Source organism: Selenomonas sp. oral taxon 136, assembly GCF_001554015.1.
Lineage (GTDB): Bacteria > Bacillota > Negativicutes > Selenomonadales > Selenomonadaceae > Centipeda > Centipeda felix.
The window spans coordinates 65,402-81,919 of sequence record NZ_CP014239.1; the positions used below are offsets into that span (position 1 = coordinate 65,402).

Annotated in this window: 15 protein-coding genes; all 15 read right to left on the reverse strand. The window is 54.8% G+C overall.

Annotation, left to right across the window (positions count from 1 at the left end):
- Nucleotides 1-5 precede the first annotated feature (5 nt).
- Entirely contained in the window at nt 6-2,039 is a 2,034-nt protein-coding gene (gene ligA / locus AXE86_RS00280) for an NAD-dependent DNA ligase LigA (RefSeq protein WP_061943393.1), read from the reverse strand.
- Nucleotides 2,040-2,046: 7 nt separating this feature from the next.
- Nucleotides 2,047-4,287, reverse strand: coding sequence for a DNA helicase PcrA (gene pcrA, locus AXE86_RS00285; protein WP_061943397.1), 2,241 nt, complete (start codon nt 4,285-4,287; stop codon nt 2,047-2,049).
- 79 nt (nt 4,288-4,366) lie between these two features.
- Nucleotides 4,367-6,013 carry a putative manganese-dependent inorganic diphosphatase gene (locus AXE86_RS00290; protein ID WP_039980876.1) on the reverse strand — a complete coding sequence of 549 codons (1,647 nt, stop codon included), beginning with the start codon at nt 6,011-6,013 and terminating at the stop codon, nt 4,367-4,369.
- 129 nt (nt 6,014-6,142) lie between these two features.
- A complete protein-coding gene (locus AXE86_RS00295) occupies nt 6,143-6,499 on the reverse strand; it encodes a YraN family protein (protein WP_061943400.1) in 357 nt (118 codons plus the stop codon).
- Complete coding sequence (locus AXE86_RS00300) at nt 6,496-6,807, reverse strand: EscU/YscU/HrcU family type III secretion system export apparatus switch protein (RefSeq protein WP_006689416.1); 312 nt, start codon at nt 6,805-6,807, stop codon at nt 6,496-6,498. Before AXE86_RS00300 ends, AXE86_RS00295 begins: the two co-directional genes overlap by 4 nt.
- 96 nt (nt 6,808-6,903) lie before the next feature.
- Complete coding sequence (locus AXE86_RS00305; protein WP_061943403.1) at nt 6,904-9,057, reverse strand: hypothetical protein; 2,154 nt, start codon at nt 9,055-9,057, stop codon at nt 6,904-6,906.
- Nucleotides 9,047-9,826, reverse strand: coding sequence for a ribonuclease HII (locus tag AXE86_RS00310; protein WP_061943406.1), 780 nt, complete (start codon nt 9,824-9,826; stop codon nt 9,047-9,049). The genes AXE86_RS00305 and AXE86_RS00310 overlap by 11 nt, the downstream gene beginning before the upstream one ends.
- Nucleotides 9,827-9,852: 26 nt before the next feature.
- A complete protein-coding gene (ylqF, locus tag AXE86_RS00315; RefSeq protein WP_061943408.1) occupies nt 9,853-10,743 on the reverse strand; it encodes a ribosome biogenesis GTPase YlqF in 891 nt (296 codons plus the stop codon).
- 205 nt (nt 10,744-10,948) lie between these two features.
- Nucleotides 10,949-11,569, reverse strand: coding sequence for a hypothetical protein (locus tag AXE86_RS00320; protein WP_061943412.1), 621 nt, complete (start codon nt 11,567-11,569; stop codon nt 10,949-10,951).
- 44 nt (nt 11,570-11,613) lie between these two features.
- Nucleotides 11,614-12,150 (reverse strand): N-acetylmuramoyl-L-alanine amidase family protein, encoded by a 537-nt coding sequence (locus AXE86_RS00325; RefSeq protein ID WP_061943415.1) that lies wholly within the window; start codon nt 12,148-12,150, stop codon nt 11,614-11,616.
- A complete protein-coding gene (locus tag AXE86_RS00330) occupies nt 12,147-12,572 on the reverse strand; it encodes a phage holin family protein (RefSeq protein ID WP_061946896.1) in 426 nt (141 codons plus the stop codon). Before AXE86_RS00330 ends, AXE86_RS00325 begins: the two co-directional genes overlap by 4 nt.
- Complete coding sequence (locus tag AXE86_RS00335; protein WP_061943418.1) at nt 12,572-13,675, reverse strand: hypothetical protein; 1,104 nt, start codon at nt 13,673-13,675, stop codon at nt 12,572-12,574. Before AXE86_RS00335 ends, AXE86_RS00330 begins: the two co-directional genes overlap by 1 nt.
- Nucleotides 13,676-13,679: 4 nt before the next feature.
- Nucleotides 13,680-13,901 carry a hypothetical protein gene (locus tag AXE86_RS00340; RefSeq protein ID WP_061943421.1) on the reverse strand — a complete coding sequence of 74 codons (222 nt, stop codon included), beginning with the start codon at nt 13,899-13,901 and terminating at the stop codon, nt 13,680-13,682.
- Nucleotides 13,898-15,592: a hypothetical protein gene (locus AXE86_RS00345; RefSeq protein WP_061943424.1), complete on the reverse strand. Its 1,695-nt coding sequence runs from the start codon at nt 15,590-15,592 to the stop codon at nt 13,898-13,900. The genes AXE86_RS00340 and AXE86_RS00345 overlap by 4 nt, the downstream gene beginning before the upstream one ends.
- Nucleotides 15,589-16,509: a hypothetical protein gene (locus tag AXE86_RS00350; RefSeq protein WP_061943427.1), complete on the reverse strand. Its 921-nt coding sequence runs from the start codon at nt 16,507-16,509 to the stop codon at nt 15,589-15,591. The genes AXE86_RS00345 and AXE86_RS00350 overlap by 4 nt, the downstream gene beginning before the upstream one ends.
- Between the last annotated feature and the right edge of the window lie 9 nt (nt 16,510-16,518).

Genomic DNA, 16,518 nt, shown 5'->3' on the forward strand with positions numbered 1-16,518 from the left:
GCCGTTTACACGTCGTCCTTTTCTTCCGAAATCATGGCGCGAAGAGCCACCTCATCCAAGACGGGGATGCCGAGATCCTCCGCCTTTTTCAGCTTGCTTCCTGCCGCTTCTCCCGCGACAAGATAATCGGTCTTCTTTGAAACAGAGCCCTTCACCAGGCCTCCGTGAGCCGTGATAAGGGCACTGCATTCCTCACGGGACAGAGTCGGCAGTGTCCCCGTGATAACAAAACTCTTTCCGGCGAGTGCCGCCCCCACACGCTCCGTTCGTGTTCCTGCAAAGTTTACTCCGGCTGCACGCAGACGATCCAGCAGTGCACAGGCGGATGCAGAGGAGAAGAACTCCGCCAGCTTCTGTGCCGTAATCTCACCCATATCCGGGACAGCGAGAATGCGTTCAGGGGACTCGCGCGCCGCCTCCTGCAGGGCATCAATGGATGAAAACTCCTGCATCAGCGCAGCAGCTGCCGCGCGTCCGATGCCTGCAATTCCCAATCCTGTCAAAAGACGCTCGGGAGGGTTTTGCTTGCTCGCTTCGATTGCTGCAAGACGCTGATCGACACTCTTTGCGCGTCCAATCAGACCGGAGGCAATGAGTTCCTCTCGATGCGTATGCAAAGAAAAAATATCCGCGATATCGTGAATATATCCTGCGTGGACAAGAGCAATAACAGCAGCTGCTCCTAGCCCCTTGATATCCATCGCGCTGCGGCTGACGAAGTTCAGGAGATGGTTTTCGATCTGTGCTGGGCATACAGGATTTTGGCAGCGCATATCCGCCGTATCTGCTTCGCGTACGACATGTGCGCCGCAGACGGGACAGACATCCGGAATCACATAGGGGCGGCTGTTCTGCGGCCGTTTTTCCTTCAGCACCGCCTTGACGCGCGGGATGATTTCTCCCGACTTATAGACGAGAATAGTATCACTGATACGAATGTCCAGACGGTCAATATAGTCCTGATTGTGCAGGGTCGCCCGCTCGACGCGCGTTCCGCAGAGCCCCACGGGATCGAACACGGCAGTCGGTGTGATGCGGCCTGTCCGTCCGACGGAAAGCTCAATATCGCGAAGTACTGTCTCCTTCTCCTCCGGCGGATACTTATAGGCAATCGCCCAACGCGGTGCCTTTGCTGTCACTCCGAGTTCCTCGCGCATAGCAAAGGAGTTCACCTTAACCACGGCTCCATCGATATCATAGGGCAGGCTGCCGCGCCGCGCACCGATCTCCTCGACGGCGGCCCAGACCTCCTCCGCCGTACGGCAGACACGATAGTTCGCAATCGTCTTGATCCCCTGAGCCTGCATGAAGGCATACGCCTCGGTATGAGAGGAAAATACGCGGCCGTCACTGCGCTGCAAATTGAATACGAACATAGACAGCCTGCGCTCCTTTGTGATGCGCGAATCCAGCTGCCGCAGAGTTCCTGCGGCACAATTGCGCGGATTGGCAAAGGCCTTCAGCCCGAGGAGTTCCTGCCGCTCGTTGACCTCGGCAAATGCGGCGCGCTCCATATAGACTTCACCGCGCACCTCAAAATATGGCAGCGTCTCATGCAGCTCCTGTGCAACATCGTCGATCACACGTGCATTCACCGTCACGTCTTCTCCCTGCACAATACCGTCACCTCGTGTGATCGCACGTGCAAGCACACCATTCTCGTAGCGAAGTGCCAAAGACAATCCGTCGATCTTTTCCTCGACGACAAATTCCGCCGCAGGAAACTGCGCAAGAACACTATCGACAAACGCACGAATCTCCTCCTCGGAGAATACATCCTGCAAGGAGAGCATCGGTACATCATGAGGAACAAGTACGCCGACTTCACGTTGTGCTGAGCCTCCCACGGTGCGTGTCGGTGAGTTCTTCGTAATGAGCTCCGGATACGCCGCCTCAAGTTTTTTCAGGCGCATCATCAGCATATCGAAGTCATAATCCGAAATCTCAGATTCATTATCGTCATAGTACTGCTTAGAATACTTCCGTATTTTACGCCGAAGCTCTGACAGCTCTGTCTTTACCTCATCAATCTTGCTCATGATTTCCTCACAGCTTCAAAATCGGTGCATACTTTTGCACGAACTTCTTGATTCCTTCCCCCGGGAATGCAATGGACAGCTCGGCATCCTCACCTGATCCGCTGATGGCGACAATGCGCCCGTCCCCCCACTTACTGTGGCGCACAGCATCCCCCGCCTGAAAGGCTGCCGACGCGTCAGGGCGGATCACACTGCCGTCCGCCGCCGTATGCTGCGGCGGCGGCATATAGCGTTTTCGCTCCGTGCGGGTACTGCGCTCACTCCATATATTGGACGGTGCGCGCAGATCAGCCCCGCCAAAGAAGTCCGCCTCCTTATGCTCGACCAGCTCCTCCGGAATCTCTGCCAGAAAGCGTGAAGGCCGCGACATCTCCGTACGTCCGTAGATCGTTCGCTGTCGTGCATAGGTGAGATAGAGCCGGCGCTCAGCGCGTGTGATGCCAACATAGCACGTACGCCGCTCCTCCTCGATCTCCGTATCATCAAGCAGCGTGCGGGAATGCGGAAAGAGCCCCTCCTCCATCCCCGCCATAAAAACGGTGGGAAACTCCAGCCCCTTCGCTGCGTGAAACGTCATGAGCGTCACTGTCCCGTCCGACTGCTCCGTCTGATCGACATCGGAAATCAGCGCAATCTGTGCGAGGAAATCCGCAAGCCCGCTCTCCCCCTCCGCTGCACCATCATCAAAGTTCTTCGCCACACTGATGAACTCACGCAGGTTTTCGAGACGGTCACGATTGTCTTCCTTCTTCTCCTCCTCAAGCGCAGCGGCATAACCAGACGTCTCGATCACATCCTCGACAATCTCATGGATGGGACGCGTCCCGAGCTGTCCCATAAAGGTAAAGATCATGGCGGCAAACTCCTCCAGTGCCAGCTTTACCTTGGCGGAGAGTTTGGGAATCATGGAGAGCAGCTGAGCGTCCGTAATCACCTCAAAGAGAGAGATGCGGTACTCCTCTGCCGTCTCCATCATGCGGGCGATGGACGTAGGGCCAAGACCACGGCGCGGGACATTGATGATGCGCAGAAGGCTCAGTGTATCGCGAGGATTGTAGATCACACGCAGATAGGCAATAATGTCTTTAATCTCACGCCGGTCATAGAAGCGAACCGAACCAACCATTGCATACGGAACACCTGTCGCGTAAAAAGCCTCCTCAATATTACGTGACTGCGCATTAGTGCGGTAGAGCACGGCAATATCGCCGTACTTGACATGGAACATCGTGTGCAGACGCTCCACCTCCCGCACGATATAGGAAGCCTCATTCTTTTCCGTTGCTCCCTCATAGATCGTAATGCGGTCGCCGGTCGGATTATCCGTCCAGAGTTCCTTCTTCTTGCGCGTCAAGTTGTTCTCAATCACAGCGTTCGCCGCCGCAAGAATATTCTTCGTCGAGCGGTAGTTCTGCTCAAGCAGGATAACTGTCGCCTCCGGGTAGTCCTTCTCAAAGTTCATGATGTTCCGCATATCTGCGCCGCGCCAGCCGTAGATCGACTGGTCTGCATCGCCGACGACGCAGATATTGCGGTGCTCTGCGGCAAGCAGCTTGGTGATCGCATACTGTGCGCCGTTCGTATCCTGATACTCATCCACAAGAATGTACTGGAACTTCTTTTGGTACTTCGTCCGCAGTTCCTCATTCTTCGTGAGGAGTTCCACCGTCAGCATCAGCAGATCATCAAAATCCAGTGCATTGTTCTCCTGCAGCTTGGACTGATAGAGTGCATAGATCTTGGCGAGCTGCTCGGCAAAGAAATCCGTTGCCTGCGCTGTAAATGCCACGACATCGAGCAGACGGTTCTTCGCATCGGAAATATGCACCTGCACCGCGCCGGGAGCGGTATGCTTCTCGTCGATATTGAGCTCTTTCAGGCACTCACGGAGCAGCCCCTTGCTGTCCGCAGCATCGTAGATGACGAAGTTCTTCGCATAGCGCCCATAGTGCTCGAGCTCCATGCGCAGAAAGCGGGCACAGAACGAATGGAATGTGCTCAGCCAAACGTCCTGCGCCGCATCTCCGATCAGTGCATCCACGCGTTCGCGCATCTCGCGGGCAGCCTTATTGGTAAATGTAATGGCAAGGATGCGGTAGGGCGGAACACCATGTTCCAACAAATTGGCGATGCGAAATGTCAGCACACGGGTCTTTCCGGAGCCCGCTCCGGCAACGATGAGGAGAGGTCCCTGCAGGCACGCGACAGCGCGCTGCTGTGGCTCGTTCAGCCCTTGCATCAAATCCATAGAATCGTCCCTTTCACTCCAAATAAGAAAGGCGAAGCCGCCGCCACGGCAACTCCGCCCCTCCCATATACAGTATCCCTTATGTCTTAATTCGCTTGACCGCTTCCGAGAGCGGCGGAATGATCTGCTTCTTGCGCGACATGACGCCCGGCAGATAGAGATGTGTTCCGCTCGTATCCTTGCGGAACGCCTCTCCGATCAGCGTGCGCGGCGATCCCGTAAAGAGCAGATAGGTTGCCTCCTCGAGAATATCCGTAATCATAACGAGACTGAGATCAAACCCCTCCGTGTCGCAGATGGACTTCATCGCTGCGAGGAGCTCATCCTCCTTTGCCATGATTTCCTTCGTGTCCATCACCGAGGTCTGACTGACGACCACACGATAGGCACCAATGGTGAACTCCTTGAGGTCGTTGCGTACAATCTCCATCGGCGTCATATTGCCGACACTGGAGCCCGCCTTCAGCATCTCGAGGCCGTACGCGTTCATATCCACGTCTGCGATCTCAGCGAGACGCTCCGCCGCCTGTTTATCCTTTGGCGTGCAGGTCGGAGATTTGAACAGCACCGTATCAGAGATGATGGCGGAGAGCAAGAGACCTGCAATCGACGGAGGAATGTCGATGTCGTTCTGCCAGTGCATATTAGAGACAATCGTTGCCGTGCACCCGACTGGCTCGGCGTGAGTGTAGATTGGTTCGCTCGTACTGATCCCACCGAAGCGATGATGATCGATGATCTCGATGATCTTCGCCTCCTCGATGCCCTCGACCGCCTGATTGCGCTCGTTGTGATCGACAAGAATCACCTGCGCCGGGTCGGAGACCCCCAGTCGGTCACGGCTCACGAGACCGACGATGCGGCCGTTCTCCAATACGGGATAATTACGGTAGTTGGTCTCCTCCATGATTCCCTTGATATCAGACAGGAGATCGAGCGGCTTGAAGCAGACGGGATTATCGTGCATGATGCGCCGAATGGGCACACACTGGTTGATGAGCCGCGCCACGGTATAGGTATCATACGGCGTCGAGAGGACGAAGATACCACGCGTCTCCGCTTCCTCCAGAGCCTCAGCCGGAACACGGCCGTCCCCGGTCACGACAAGGCAGGAAATCCCCTGGTTAATGCAGGTCAGAATCGTCTCGGGCTTTCTGTCGCCCACGAGCACGATGTCGTTCCCTTTGATGATCTTCTTAATCGTTGCGATACTTCCGGCAGCGATGCGGATCTGTCCCTTGATTGTCTCCGACTCATCACCGGAGACAAGCACCTGACTGTCGGTGGCATGAATGATGTCGCGATAGCGTACGCGCATGTCTGCGAGATTCGTCATGCCGAGCTCCTGAAAATACCGCTTCGCAAGATCACTGACCGAAACGATGCCAACGAGAAGTCCCTGGCTGTCCGTCACGGGAATCGACCGCAGATCATTCTCGCGCAGAACCTCCCCCAGATTGCGCAGGGTATCGTGCTGACGCACGACAATCTTGCAGTCCATCGCAATATCCTTGACACGCGGATAGAGATCGGGGATCAAGAGCGGCTTTTCGACATGGAAGTACTCCAGTGCAAACCGCGTTTCCTTATTCACTTTGCCGGCGCGTGCGGCAATGGCATTGACGCCCATGGCCTGTTTCAGATGGGCATAGCCGATCGCGGAGCAGATCGAATCCGTGTCCGGATTACGATGCCCAATGACATAAATTGGCTTCGCAACGTTCAAAATAGTACCTCCTATTACGGTTCTGTCCACCGCATATATCGTTGTCATTATAGCATATTCACTGATTCGATTCCATAAGCAAAAGAAAAGATGCAGGACATGAACCGCACCTGCATCCTTTGTTCCGCATCACACCTCAAAGGCACCCTTGAGATGATGGATCCTCCACTCGCTTCCCGCGGCATAGACCTCAACGATGTCAAAACGGCAGGGTGTTTGATCCATCTGTTTTTCGCGCAGATACAGCATCGCCGTCTGTATGATCCTGCGCTGCTTCCGGTAGTTTACCGCTTCTGCAGGAAGTCCGCAGCGGACGCTTCGTCGTGTCTTTACCTCGACAAAGACCAACGTATCATGATCCTTTGCGATCAGATCGATCTCCCCTGTTTTCGTGCGATACTTCTGCGCCAGAATTCGATATCCCTGCGCGCCGAGATAGCGAGCAGCACAGGACTCCCCGCGATCTCCCAGCACCTTATTGCTCATGGCGATTTTCTGCTCCCCATGTGACGGTCGATCCGATAGACATGGGCGAGCACTTCGGCGATCGTACGATAGAGCTCGGGAGGGATCTCGCGGTCAATCTCAAGCGCCATCAGCATATTGACGAGCGATTTATTCTGATAGACCGGTATGCCGTTTTTGCGTGCCTCCGCCAAAATGCGGTCAGCAACGAGAGAACGGCCTTTTGCCGTCACGCGCGGCGCACGATCCGACTTTGCATCATACTTGACGGCAACAGCACGCGGTTCTTCTTCGCGCTGCTCCTCTTCCCTGTCCGCGTGATCCGGCATATCTCACCATCCTTGTCTTTTCGTCCCGCGATCCCTCAGCAACATTATATGAGGCGATCTCATGATCGTCAATAGGCTATACCATGACTGTCATCATCAGTTCGTGAAGAAACGACGCTCACCTATCGCGCCGATCTGTATGCCCTCGATCACCAAAGAGGTTCCGTCAGCGGACTCACGTATACTGTCGAGTTCGTTACGGAACTCCCATGCGGCATCTGCATCAGAAAAATAGAGACGCATATCGACATGATTCTCTTCGTAGATGCGATTGATGAGTTCGACAGTGCCGATGTGATCCGTGAGAACACAGATTCTGAGCCACGTCTCTTTCTTGACCTGATCCGTCGCCTCATCCTTATGGGACTCATCATAGACATGAATGTAGGCGGGATACTCGGTCTCCCCCATGAAAAGTGGCATCACATAGCTCATGGAACGCTGTCCTGGCTGCGGCGCCGCATTCTCTCCCTCAAGTGAGTGACGCATAGTCAGAGCCAGTGCTGCGACATCCCGCCCCGCACGTCTGTACTGCTCTGCTGTCATCCTGCGCGTCTTGACCAGATCTGCCATCTGCATAAATGCCCATAGGCGCGGGAGATCCGGCATCTGCTGCTCAAAAGCCGCTTGGCGAACAGTCCCCGGAATATTCTGCTGCGTCAGCTGGATGAGTTGCTGAAGCTGTTTTGCATCGCCCTCGCTCAAGATCTGCGTACGTCCGCTGACGAAGTTCTGGAGCAGCAGTGTCTCACGCTGGCTGAGGTTTTCATTCTGCAGCAGCACTCGTGCCAAATCACGAAGCGTACTCATCATCTGCGGCACATTCTCCATGGGGCGTGTGATGAACTTCGGAATGAGCGTCGGCGTCTCGGCCGTCTTTACAGCATCTGAGCCCTGCATCGTGGAAGCTGGCGGCTGTGCCGCCGCTGTCTCCGCCCGTCCCGCTTGTGAACGGGCGACCTGCTCCGTGCTCTGAGGCGTTTGCTTTGCGGCTTCTGCGGTTCCTGTCCGCGCCTCTTCGCCAACGGGCTGACGAGCAGGATTCAGTGTCCCGCCCGTGCCGTCCTGACGCACTGGTGCACTGCCCTGCGGGAGAGGAGTCTCCTGCTGCACGGTAGTCTTCCCCTGCTGCGCAGCGTTTTCCTGCACCATCTCCGTGCCCTGCCCGCGCTGTGCCTCTGCCGCAGATAGAGAGGGCGTGGCATTGCCTTTCGTGCCGATACCGACTGCGGCAGTATCTGCCTGACGAAGTGCAGGGGCTTCCGTTCCCTTTGCCGATGGTACAGAGGAGCCCTCCCCCTGTTTTGCCCCCTGTGTAATGTTGTCGGCGGGAAGTTCCTCTGGGGCAGCCGCTGTATCTGATGCAGCTGTGGCAGCAGGCGCAGGATTTTGCATAGCTCCCGCTGCGGGCGCTGTCATGCGTACAGTCTGTCCACTTGCCGGCATCTGCGCCGCGCCCTCTTCTACGGAGAGTGCTGCGCTTCCCTGCTGCGGTGTTGCCTGTGCCTCTCCTGTCTGCACCGGTGACTGCGTCCCTCCCTGCTGCGGCATTGTCTGCTGCGTCGCCGCTCCCGCGTCACGTGGCATCAGCAGCTGAACCAGCTGATTTAGAAACGTCATGGAGGATGTACCGCCGCCGTTTGCCGCAGCGGGTGCAGCACCTGCACTTGCATTCAGCTGAGAGAGGACGGTCTGTAAATCCTTCGGGAGGAGTTCGGCGTTTCCTGTATCAATCAGCTGAAACGCGGCTTTCGTCAGCATGATCGGCTCAAATGTTCCGCCCGCATCCTTGGCAATGGCACTTTTCAACGCCGCAAGCAGGGTCGCCACGTCGTCGCTGACACGGGGAACTTCGTTTGTCTCCGCCATCGTTCCCATCTGATTCAACATCCGCGCCAGCGTCGTCAGCTGATCCGTCGAAAAGCGCTGACTTGCCGCCGTACTGCCAAGCCCCTGTGCAAGTGTGGACTCAATCGAAAAAGACTGCCGAATGATATTCCGTATGACCTCTTTGAGCTCCTGCGGAATCTGCTCAACATTCGTCTGCTGACGTCCGCTGATTTTGGACAGAACATCCGCCATACGGTCAATCGCAGTCTCAATGGACACGTTGGTACGCTGACTGAATGCCGCTGAGGCATTCTCCTGATCGCCGCGGCCTTGTACTCCTTCGGTCGGGCGTTCCGATGAAATCCGCTGTGGTGCGGAGACGGCAGCCGCTGCTGCAGTTGCATTTGCTTCAATCGGCACAGTATTCACAGCCTTTTCTGTTAGTTATCATCGAGCAAATGGGCTCGAACGTTTTACGATGCAATGGACAGATCCCATAGTTGCGGATCGCGTCGATATGTTCCTGTGTTCCATAGCCCTTGTGCTTAGCAAAGCCATACACCGGATACGCCTCGTCATACGTCAGCATCAGGCGATCTCGTGTCACTTTTGCCAAGATCGACGCCGCCGCGATTGATGCGGATTTGGCATCCCCTTTGACAATCGACTGTGATGCCATTCTCAGATGTGGAAGCGCCACAGCGTCAATCAGAACCTCCTGCGGTGTCGGCAGAAGCGCAGCGACAGCATCATACATCCCTTTACGTGTCGCCTCCAAGATGTTCATTCGGTCAATCGTCTCAGCGTCAATGAGCTCGACATGATAGGAAACAGCATCCGAAACGATTCTTTCGTAAAGCTCTTCCCGTACTTTTTCAGACAGCTTCTTTGAGTCGTTCAGGCGCAGAAGCAGGTACTCCTGCGGCAGAATCACCGCCGCTACTGCGACGGGACCCGCCAGAGGACCACGCCCAGCCTCATCCACACCGGCGACGATACAGTGCCCGCGCTCGGCGGCACAACGCTCATACGCATACATTGCATAGAGACGCGCACGCTCCTGCTGTGTACGTTCGTAACGGCGAAGAATCGCTTGGACGGTTTTTCGCGCGTCACATTTGCAGGTATTGAGGAAATCCTCCGTCACATCTCCGCGACGAAAAACGTCTTCTATCTCTTTTATCGTCATTTTCTCTGATTCCTTCACCGCACTGCTTATGCTGATGGGATGCACGGCACTGCATCTAGAGAAATCCGCCCTAGTCTGCCACTCCGAAAATCCGACAAAATTACCTGCTCTGCCTTTTCGTAATCAATTTTGCCGCCAGCGCGGAGGCATCCGCGCTTTCGTCCAATGGCATCAAGCAGCTCAATCCCCTCAGGCAGAGGTTCATCCAGTCGATAACGCGTACACAACGACTGCGGAGTGTCCTCTCTCAAACGATTCAGGAGAAGCAGCACCACACTTCCTACATCGTAAACATTGTCATTGATTGCCCCTGTAAATGCAAGATGAAGCGCCGCCTGCTGATCCTCAAATTTTGGCCAGAGGATGCCGGGCATATCCAGCAGCTCGAGCTGTGCACCAAGGCGAATCCACTGCTTTGCGCGAGTCACACCGGGACGGTTCTCCACCTTCGTCTTTGTTCCGCCCGACAGCCGATTGATCAGCGATGACTTACCGACATTCGGGATGCCTAGAATCATACAGCGCGCGGCGCGCGGTTTCGCTCCATGCTGCACCAATTTATCCGTTTTTGGCTTTGCGCACCGTGCAATTGCCTGTACGAGTTCCTTCGTTCCCTTCCCCTTCACGGCATCCACGGGAACCGCAGAAAGCCCTTCTGCGGCATAATACTTGACCCACGCACGTGTCACATTTTCATCCGCAAGATCCGCCTTGTTCAACACAATGAGACGCGGCTTACCGCCCACCATCTCGCGCAGAATAGGATTCGCAGAGCTCATCGGAATACGCGCATCGAGAAGCTCCACCACCACATCCACCGACTTTAGATTCTCCTGAACCAGACGCTCCGCCTTCCGCATGTGCCCCGGGTACCACTGGAGGCTTGGGATGTCGATTACGTTGTTGTTATCAGTCATTATGTGTATTCCTTCCGATGCCTGATTTTACTGGATTTTATCAGCATACGTAAATGTATAGAGCGAGAAAATCATAATTCATCATTATCAGTACTATATCATATTTTAAGTGAAAATCCCATAAACGGGAGACAAATGGGAGACGAGGGCGCAATTTGGGAGACAACAAAAATAAGCCCCAGAGCCGTAGCTCCGGGGCGATGAATTACCACTCGGCGACCGTATACATTACACTGCCGCCCTTAACCTTGCCTGCCTGTCCATGCACAAGACCTTCCCAGCGCCCGAGCTGTACGCCCGCCGTCCAGTAGGTCTGCGTATCAATCTGCGTGATACCCGCCTTGATGCGGTGATCTTTGCGGAGGTTGATCTTATAGACGTCGACTTTCTGCTCTTCCGGCGGCAGGTCTTTGCCGTCCGCATCTTTTGTGATCGGCGTGACCACAGTCCGGTCGGTTTTCTCACGCGCCGCGCGCGGCAGTGTCGGATTGTCCTCCTTGATCTGCCGCTCTACTATCTGCGCAGCGCGCTCCACTTTCGGCGCCTGCACATAGTACGTCGCAGACGGCGCACGCTGTCCCGCTTGTACGTCGGCAAGACGCCGCTGGAGTGCCTCAGCATTCGCCCGCGACACATCCAGCTGCGCCCGTAGCTGCTCCGCATCCTGCGTCGCCTCCTGCGTCATGACGGCTGGTTTCTCGGCTGTGGTCTGCTCCTCGGCAGAGTGGCGACCGACAGCATAGGCGACACCGATGAGCAGAATACACAAGAGCACTAGGATCAGCACTTTGTGCTCCGTAAGAGTGTGCTGCATTCGCTCAAGCATAGCTTACCTCCTTTCAGTCTTTTATACAATCTTATGTGAATGCATCACTGTAGGGCGTAGTCGGTCACACCGCGTGCAATGGCACGGGCAAATTCGTCTTGCCGTTCTCGCAAGAGTGTTGCATCGCTTTCATTGTCGATAAAGGCGAGCTCAACGAGGACGGCGACCGCGTCAGTGTTGTTGAGAACATACAAACCGTTGACGCCGGGCTTTGCCCCCTTCACACCACGATCCACAGTTCCGAGCGCATCCACAATTTGATTCTGGATGCAGTCTGCCAGCTTTTCTCCCTCGCCGCTTCCGTAGTAGTGCCAGACCTCCGTCCCGTTCGCACTGCCGTTGCACGCATTGCAGTGGATGGAGATAAACACATCGGCATCCGCACGGTTGGAAGCCGTAACGACTTCATGCAGACTGTCGGATTGGAGACTCCCCACAACTTCTACACCTGCGGCAGCGAGATAACCCGCAACAAGGTCTGCGACATTCTTCGCCACGTCACACTCGCGCAGTCCATACCCGCAAGCACCAGGATCCGGATTTCCATTCGGGGCGTGCCCCGGGTTCAGAAATACTTTCATTTCTTCTTCTCCCCTTTCTTGTTTGCAACGTTATTGCCTTGTAGCTGCAATATCATATCTTGAAGCTTTTGCGGCACAGGAAGCCCTATCCTCGTCGCATTCTCGATGATGGAAATTCCTTCATTCGAGATGTAGAAGAATATCACGGCGGAACGCAGGACGCACCCGCTTCCGATGATGTGGGTATCGAGGACGTTCGCCACGCCCACAAGAGTGAAGATGCAGACTTTCTTGCAGATGCCCTTGAAGCCGATGGCACTCGACAGCTTCTTCTCAACAATCGCACGGAGTACACCCGTGATGTAGTCCGTCACAACAAAAGCGACGAGTGCATAAAGCAGATCGTCAAAGCTGCCGAGGATCTCTCCGACAAAGATGCCGATGCCCGCCGCATAGAGACGTGTTGTCAAAATCTGATCCATCATCGAAAACCTCCTGCCTTTTTCCATTTATTGAGATTGCTCATCCTGCGCAGACGGCGGTTCAGACAGCCTTTCATTAAAAGCGTAAGCTGCCCGTCTTCCCATAGGTACAGTTCGGAGGTCTCATTGCCCAAGATGGAACTGGGCACCACGCTGACCAGATATTTCCCCTGTCCCAGAGGGCAGAGACTTGTACGGGCAGTCGGATTCGTTTCCAGTTCCATGAGCAGCTCATCTTTCGCACTGTAAATCTTTGAAATATATTTTTTCCCGGAGATAAGATAATCAAGGTTTGCAGGAAAGCGCATATACATTCCGTCATGGAGCGGATAGCGGACACTGTAATCCGGTGCGCTCCATCTGCTTTCCGAAGTATGAGATTCCCCTGTAACAGAGTCACTTGATGTTGTTTTGGTGTTCTCCATCCACGGCTCAAGATTGCTGCCATCGAAGAACACATAACGGTCTGTTCTGACATGGCTTCCGTCTCCCCCATGCTCTGATACAGAGTGCCATATCATCACTTTGAAGTTCCCTTCTTTATCCACCCGCCCTCCTACGGTTTGACAGCTATAGCGATCAGTGGGATCGGATACGGCGGGAGCACCAAACATCTGCACAAGATCGTATGCGGCGATGACCTCGCCGTTGCATTTAACCGCGAGAATACTGTCACGCTGATCTACCCCAGTGAGGGGGAATACGAGGACATTCACAGCTTCGAGGGTATAGAGATTCCCTCGCTCATCCATTTCGGCATCAAGTATTCCATAGCCTGAGACATACGCGAAGTGGCGGCTGCTGTTGACCATCCATGTCTCTTCTTTGGAAAAGCCCAGTTCGTGAAGTTTGCCCTTCGCATAATATGAATAGCACATTCGCTCTTTGTGATCCGTCCACTTGAGTTGAAGAATCGGTATACCGGAAAGGACATTCGTCGGAACATAGCTGTTGCCGCCCCCGGATTCATGCCCGTAGACGCAGCGACCGTCTGTCCAGATCCACTCTCCCTCACGAACCGTTCGATTCCCAATGCAGGTGAGCCATGCACCGTCTGCAAGGACTTTATCGCCGCGCACGGCTTTCACTATCGCCCTGTGCATCGCCTCACGCTCCCACGATAACGGCAGTGCCACCCTTTGAAATCTGTACCCACACCAAACTGCCATCTGATGTGTTGCAGTCCACTGCCGCACGGAAGGGATACGACCGCTCTCCGATATGAACACGCCCATTCTGAATCCTGCCGCGCTGAGCCTGTGACTCAACCACCTTCGAGTTCTTTATCCCTGCTTGGATCGCCGCCGCAAGCCCCGGAACGCCGTTCATTCGTACCACCTCACCATCTTGATTGTCTGCCGCAGAAGGCGCGGCGTGAGTTCCACCGTATTGGACTGAAGGAAGTATTCGTGCCCCTCGAAGCGGATGCGCTCGGTAAAATCGACGATGTGGTCAATGTCGGGAACGCCGCTACGAATCCGTGCACGAATCTCCACCGTGATTGTCTCCTGCGTCTTGCGATTCAGCCATTCAATCTCCTGCGTCAGCATCCGTAAATAATCCGCGCCCACAACAGGAAACTCGGTGTCGATGAGCGAGGAATACGGAAGTCCATCGTCACTGGCATAATGCGCACCAAGGCTGAGATTCGACTGCTCAACGGTGAACTGGCTTGCCTTGCCGCCGGGTTTCCCCTGCGACAAACTGCTTCCCTCCAATACGCCATCGACATAGACGGTGGTCGCATACCATCCATAGCCGAGCGGCGCGTGGTAGGTAATACGCTCTGTCCCCTTCTCACGGCTCCAATCCTCCCAGTCATATTCCGTGTGCTTCTTTCCGTCATTGACTGCCTCTGTGGTACGCTCCCATTCCTTGAAGAGATACACGTCACGCCCTGTGGAGGCGTATGCGTAATCCGTGCGGCTGGTCGATCCGTCCACATTGTGCGTACGCTTTTCGGCGAGATACTCCCCATCATAGGAATAGGTGCTGTAGCCGTTCTCATTTGTCTCGCGGACGAGAAAGCCGTTGGAGTAGGTGCGGCTGATCTCTTTGAAGGAAATCGTTCCCGTGAAAGGGATAGGCGCAGTATCTTCCTCATTATGCGCTCCGCTCTCATGATTGTTGTTCGCGCTGTGCCAGATAGAGCGCAGGAGTTTCCGCTCGATGGTCGGCTGCGCATACGGCCAGTCCGTGATGTCGATGACGGATTCCTCCATCCCGCGCTGGATGATATGAAGCGTATCTCCACGAATGAATACGTTGATCTGACGCTGCGGCAGTTTTGCCGTCCATCCGAAAAGAGCCGCGATAAAGTCATGATACGTCATGCCACTGCCCTCAAAGTTCTGGGATGGGGTGAAATCATCGGTCAGACGATGTAATTTCAATCCAAGTGCCGCCGCAATCTCGGTCACATACCGTGATACATTTGCCCGCTCGACGTAGATATGGATGGGCGTGTAAAGGAGCGTGTCCTTACTGTACGCTCCATTGACGGACTGCACGATACCGCGCTGACTCGTTTCTTCGACGAGGAAGCGGAAGGCATAATCCAGTACGCGCCCCTGAACACACGCGCCGACGGCAAGCGGCTGGACGGTTTCGAGTTGGATATTGTCGGAAAGCGTAAGCTCGCCGAGCGTTACGGAGAACGAGCGAATCTCCCGCTCCTTGAACTCTGCATAGGTCAGTGTATAAGGAATCTCTATCCTCGTATCTGCAAGAAACCGTGACTGCTTAACGAGTGTCCGCTTCGTATCTGCCAACACCGTTTCACAGCGACCAATGCGCCGCTCTGTGTCGCCCGTTACCGTGATTTTCTTGACGATCCGAATATCGCGCAGGGTATCTGCATGAATGGAACAAGACAGGTTGAGGCTGCGTGACGTATCTCCACGTACCTTGACCGCTTGACGGAATACGGGAATCACCGTGGCATATATGATCGATTTTAGGTGAATACGCCCCATCGGCAGCCACGGAATGCAGACAGCAGGTTTCAGCTTGATGCTCATGTTCCCGCTCTCCATCCGAACTGCCGCCCTGAGAGTTCCGCAATCGTCATGGAGACAGTGCGCGTGTCCATGACGGTAGAATTCGGATTCTGTTCGGCGATATGTCTGCCGTATTCCGTGATATTCCCGCCGCTCTTTTCAAGAGCCATCAAAGCACACAGTCCTTCTGCTGTACAGTAGGCAGGATTGCCGAGAAGAGAAATCCCCGTCACACGGGAATCTGCTCCGTACTGCGTAATAAGTGATGCGGTATCCACAGATTGCAGAAGCTCCTGATTCGCAGCCGTCGCCTCATAGCTTCCATCGCCGCAGTCGGTCATATTGGTATGCGTTTCTTTGACGGGCAGCATGATGACCTGCTCCCGCGGGCTGATCTCCTCATTCGAGAGGATGAGGTTAGATAACAGGGCATCGCTGCTTTTGCTGCAGAGGGTTACTGTCTTCGCTTCGGAATCCCCGGCATACCAGAGTTCTTCGTTCTGCGCATGGTAGATTTCATACCCATTGACCATGACGTGCATGATTCCATCGGCATGCTTACCCTGCTTGATATGAAACCACAACGTGTTGACAGCATCCGTGCGGATCACCCCTGCGGTGTCGCTGAGACTATATATATTACGGCCATCTTTACGAATCTCGATGTCCCATACAGTGCGATCCGGGCTGATCTTGATGCCGTTATAGTATCCGATACATACCCACACAAGTGCATCTTCTACAATCGTTGGATTTTTTAGGAACACATCAAACCGCCCGTATAGCTCCGTCGGGATCTCCGAGAGCAAAAGCCCCCTGTTCATCTGCGTTTGCCAAAAAGATATGCCCGTTTTACTGTACTGCTCCCCCGTCACCGTTGTGCCGCCACGAACCGAAAGCAACTCCGCATAGCCCGGATTGATGTATTTGAACGCCATATAGACCTC

What these genes read in the sequence shown, in the direction of transcription:
- ligA (WP_061943393.1), bottom strand. Translation starts at nt 2,039, where the DNA reads ATGAGCAAGATTGATGAGGTAAAGACAGAGCTGTCAGAGCTTCGGCGT.
- pcrA (WP_061943397.1), bottom strand. Translation starts at nt 4,287, where the DNA reads ATGGATTTGATGCAAGGGCTGAACGAGCCACAGCAGCGCGCTGTCGCG.
- AXE86_RS00295 (WP_061943400.1), bottom strand. Translation starts at nt 6,499, where the DNA reads ATGAGCAATAAGGTGCTGGGAGATCGCGGGGAGTCCTGTGCTGCTCGC.
- AXE86_RS00300 (WP_006689416.1), bottom strand. Translation starts at nt 6,807, where the DNA reads ATGCCGGATCACGCGGACAGGGAAGAGGAGCAGCGCGAAGAAGAACCG.
- AXE86_RS00310 (WP_061943406.1), bottom strand. Translation starts at nt 9,826, where the DNA reads ATGACGATAAAAGAGATAGAAGACGTTTTTCGTCGCGGAGATGTGACG.
- ylqF (WP_061943408.1), bottom strand. Translation starts at nt 10,743, where the DNA reads ATGACTGATAACAACAACGTAATCGACATCCCAAGCCTCCAGTGGTAC.
- AXE86_RS00320 (WP_061943412.1), bottom strand. Translation starts at nt 11,569, where the DNA reads ATGCTTGAGCGAATGCAGCACACTCTTACGGAGCACAAAGTGCTGATC.
- AXE86_RS00325 (WP_061943415.1), bottom strand. Translation starts at nt 12,150, where the DNA reads ATGAAAGTATTTCTGAACCCGGGGCACGCCCCGAATGGAAATCCGGAT.
- AXE86_RS00330 (WP_061946896.1), bottom strand. Translation starts at nt 12,572, where the DNA reads ATGGATCAGATTTTGACAACACGTCTCTATGCGGCGGGCATCGGCATC.
- AXE86_RS00335 (WP_061943418.1), bottom strand. Translation starts at nt 13,675, where the DNA reads ATGCACAGGGCGATAGTGAAAGCCGTGCGCGGCGATAAAGTCCTTGCA.
- AXE86_RS00340 (WP_061943421.1), bottom strand. Translation starts at nt 13,901, where the DNA reads ATGAACGGCGTTCCGGGGCTTGCGGCGGCGATCCAAGCAGGGATAAAG.
- AXE86_RS00345 (WP_061943424.1), bottom strand. Translation starts at nt 15,592, where the DNA reads ATGAGCATCAAGCTGAAACCTGCTGTCTGCATTCCGTGGCTGCCGATG.
- AXE86_RS00350 (WP_061943427.1), bottom strand. Translation starts at nt 16,509, where the DNA reads ATGGCGTTCAAATACATCAATCCGGGCTATGCGGAGTTGCTTTCGGTT.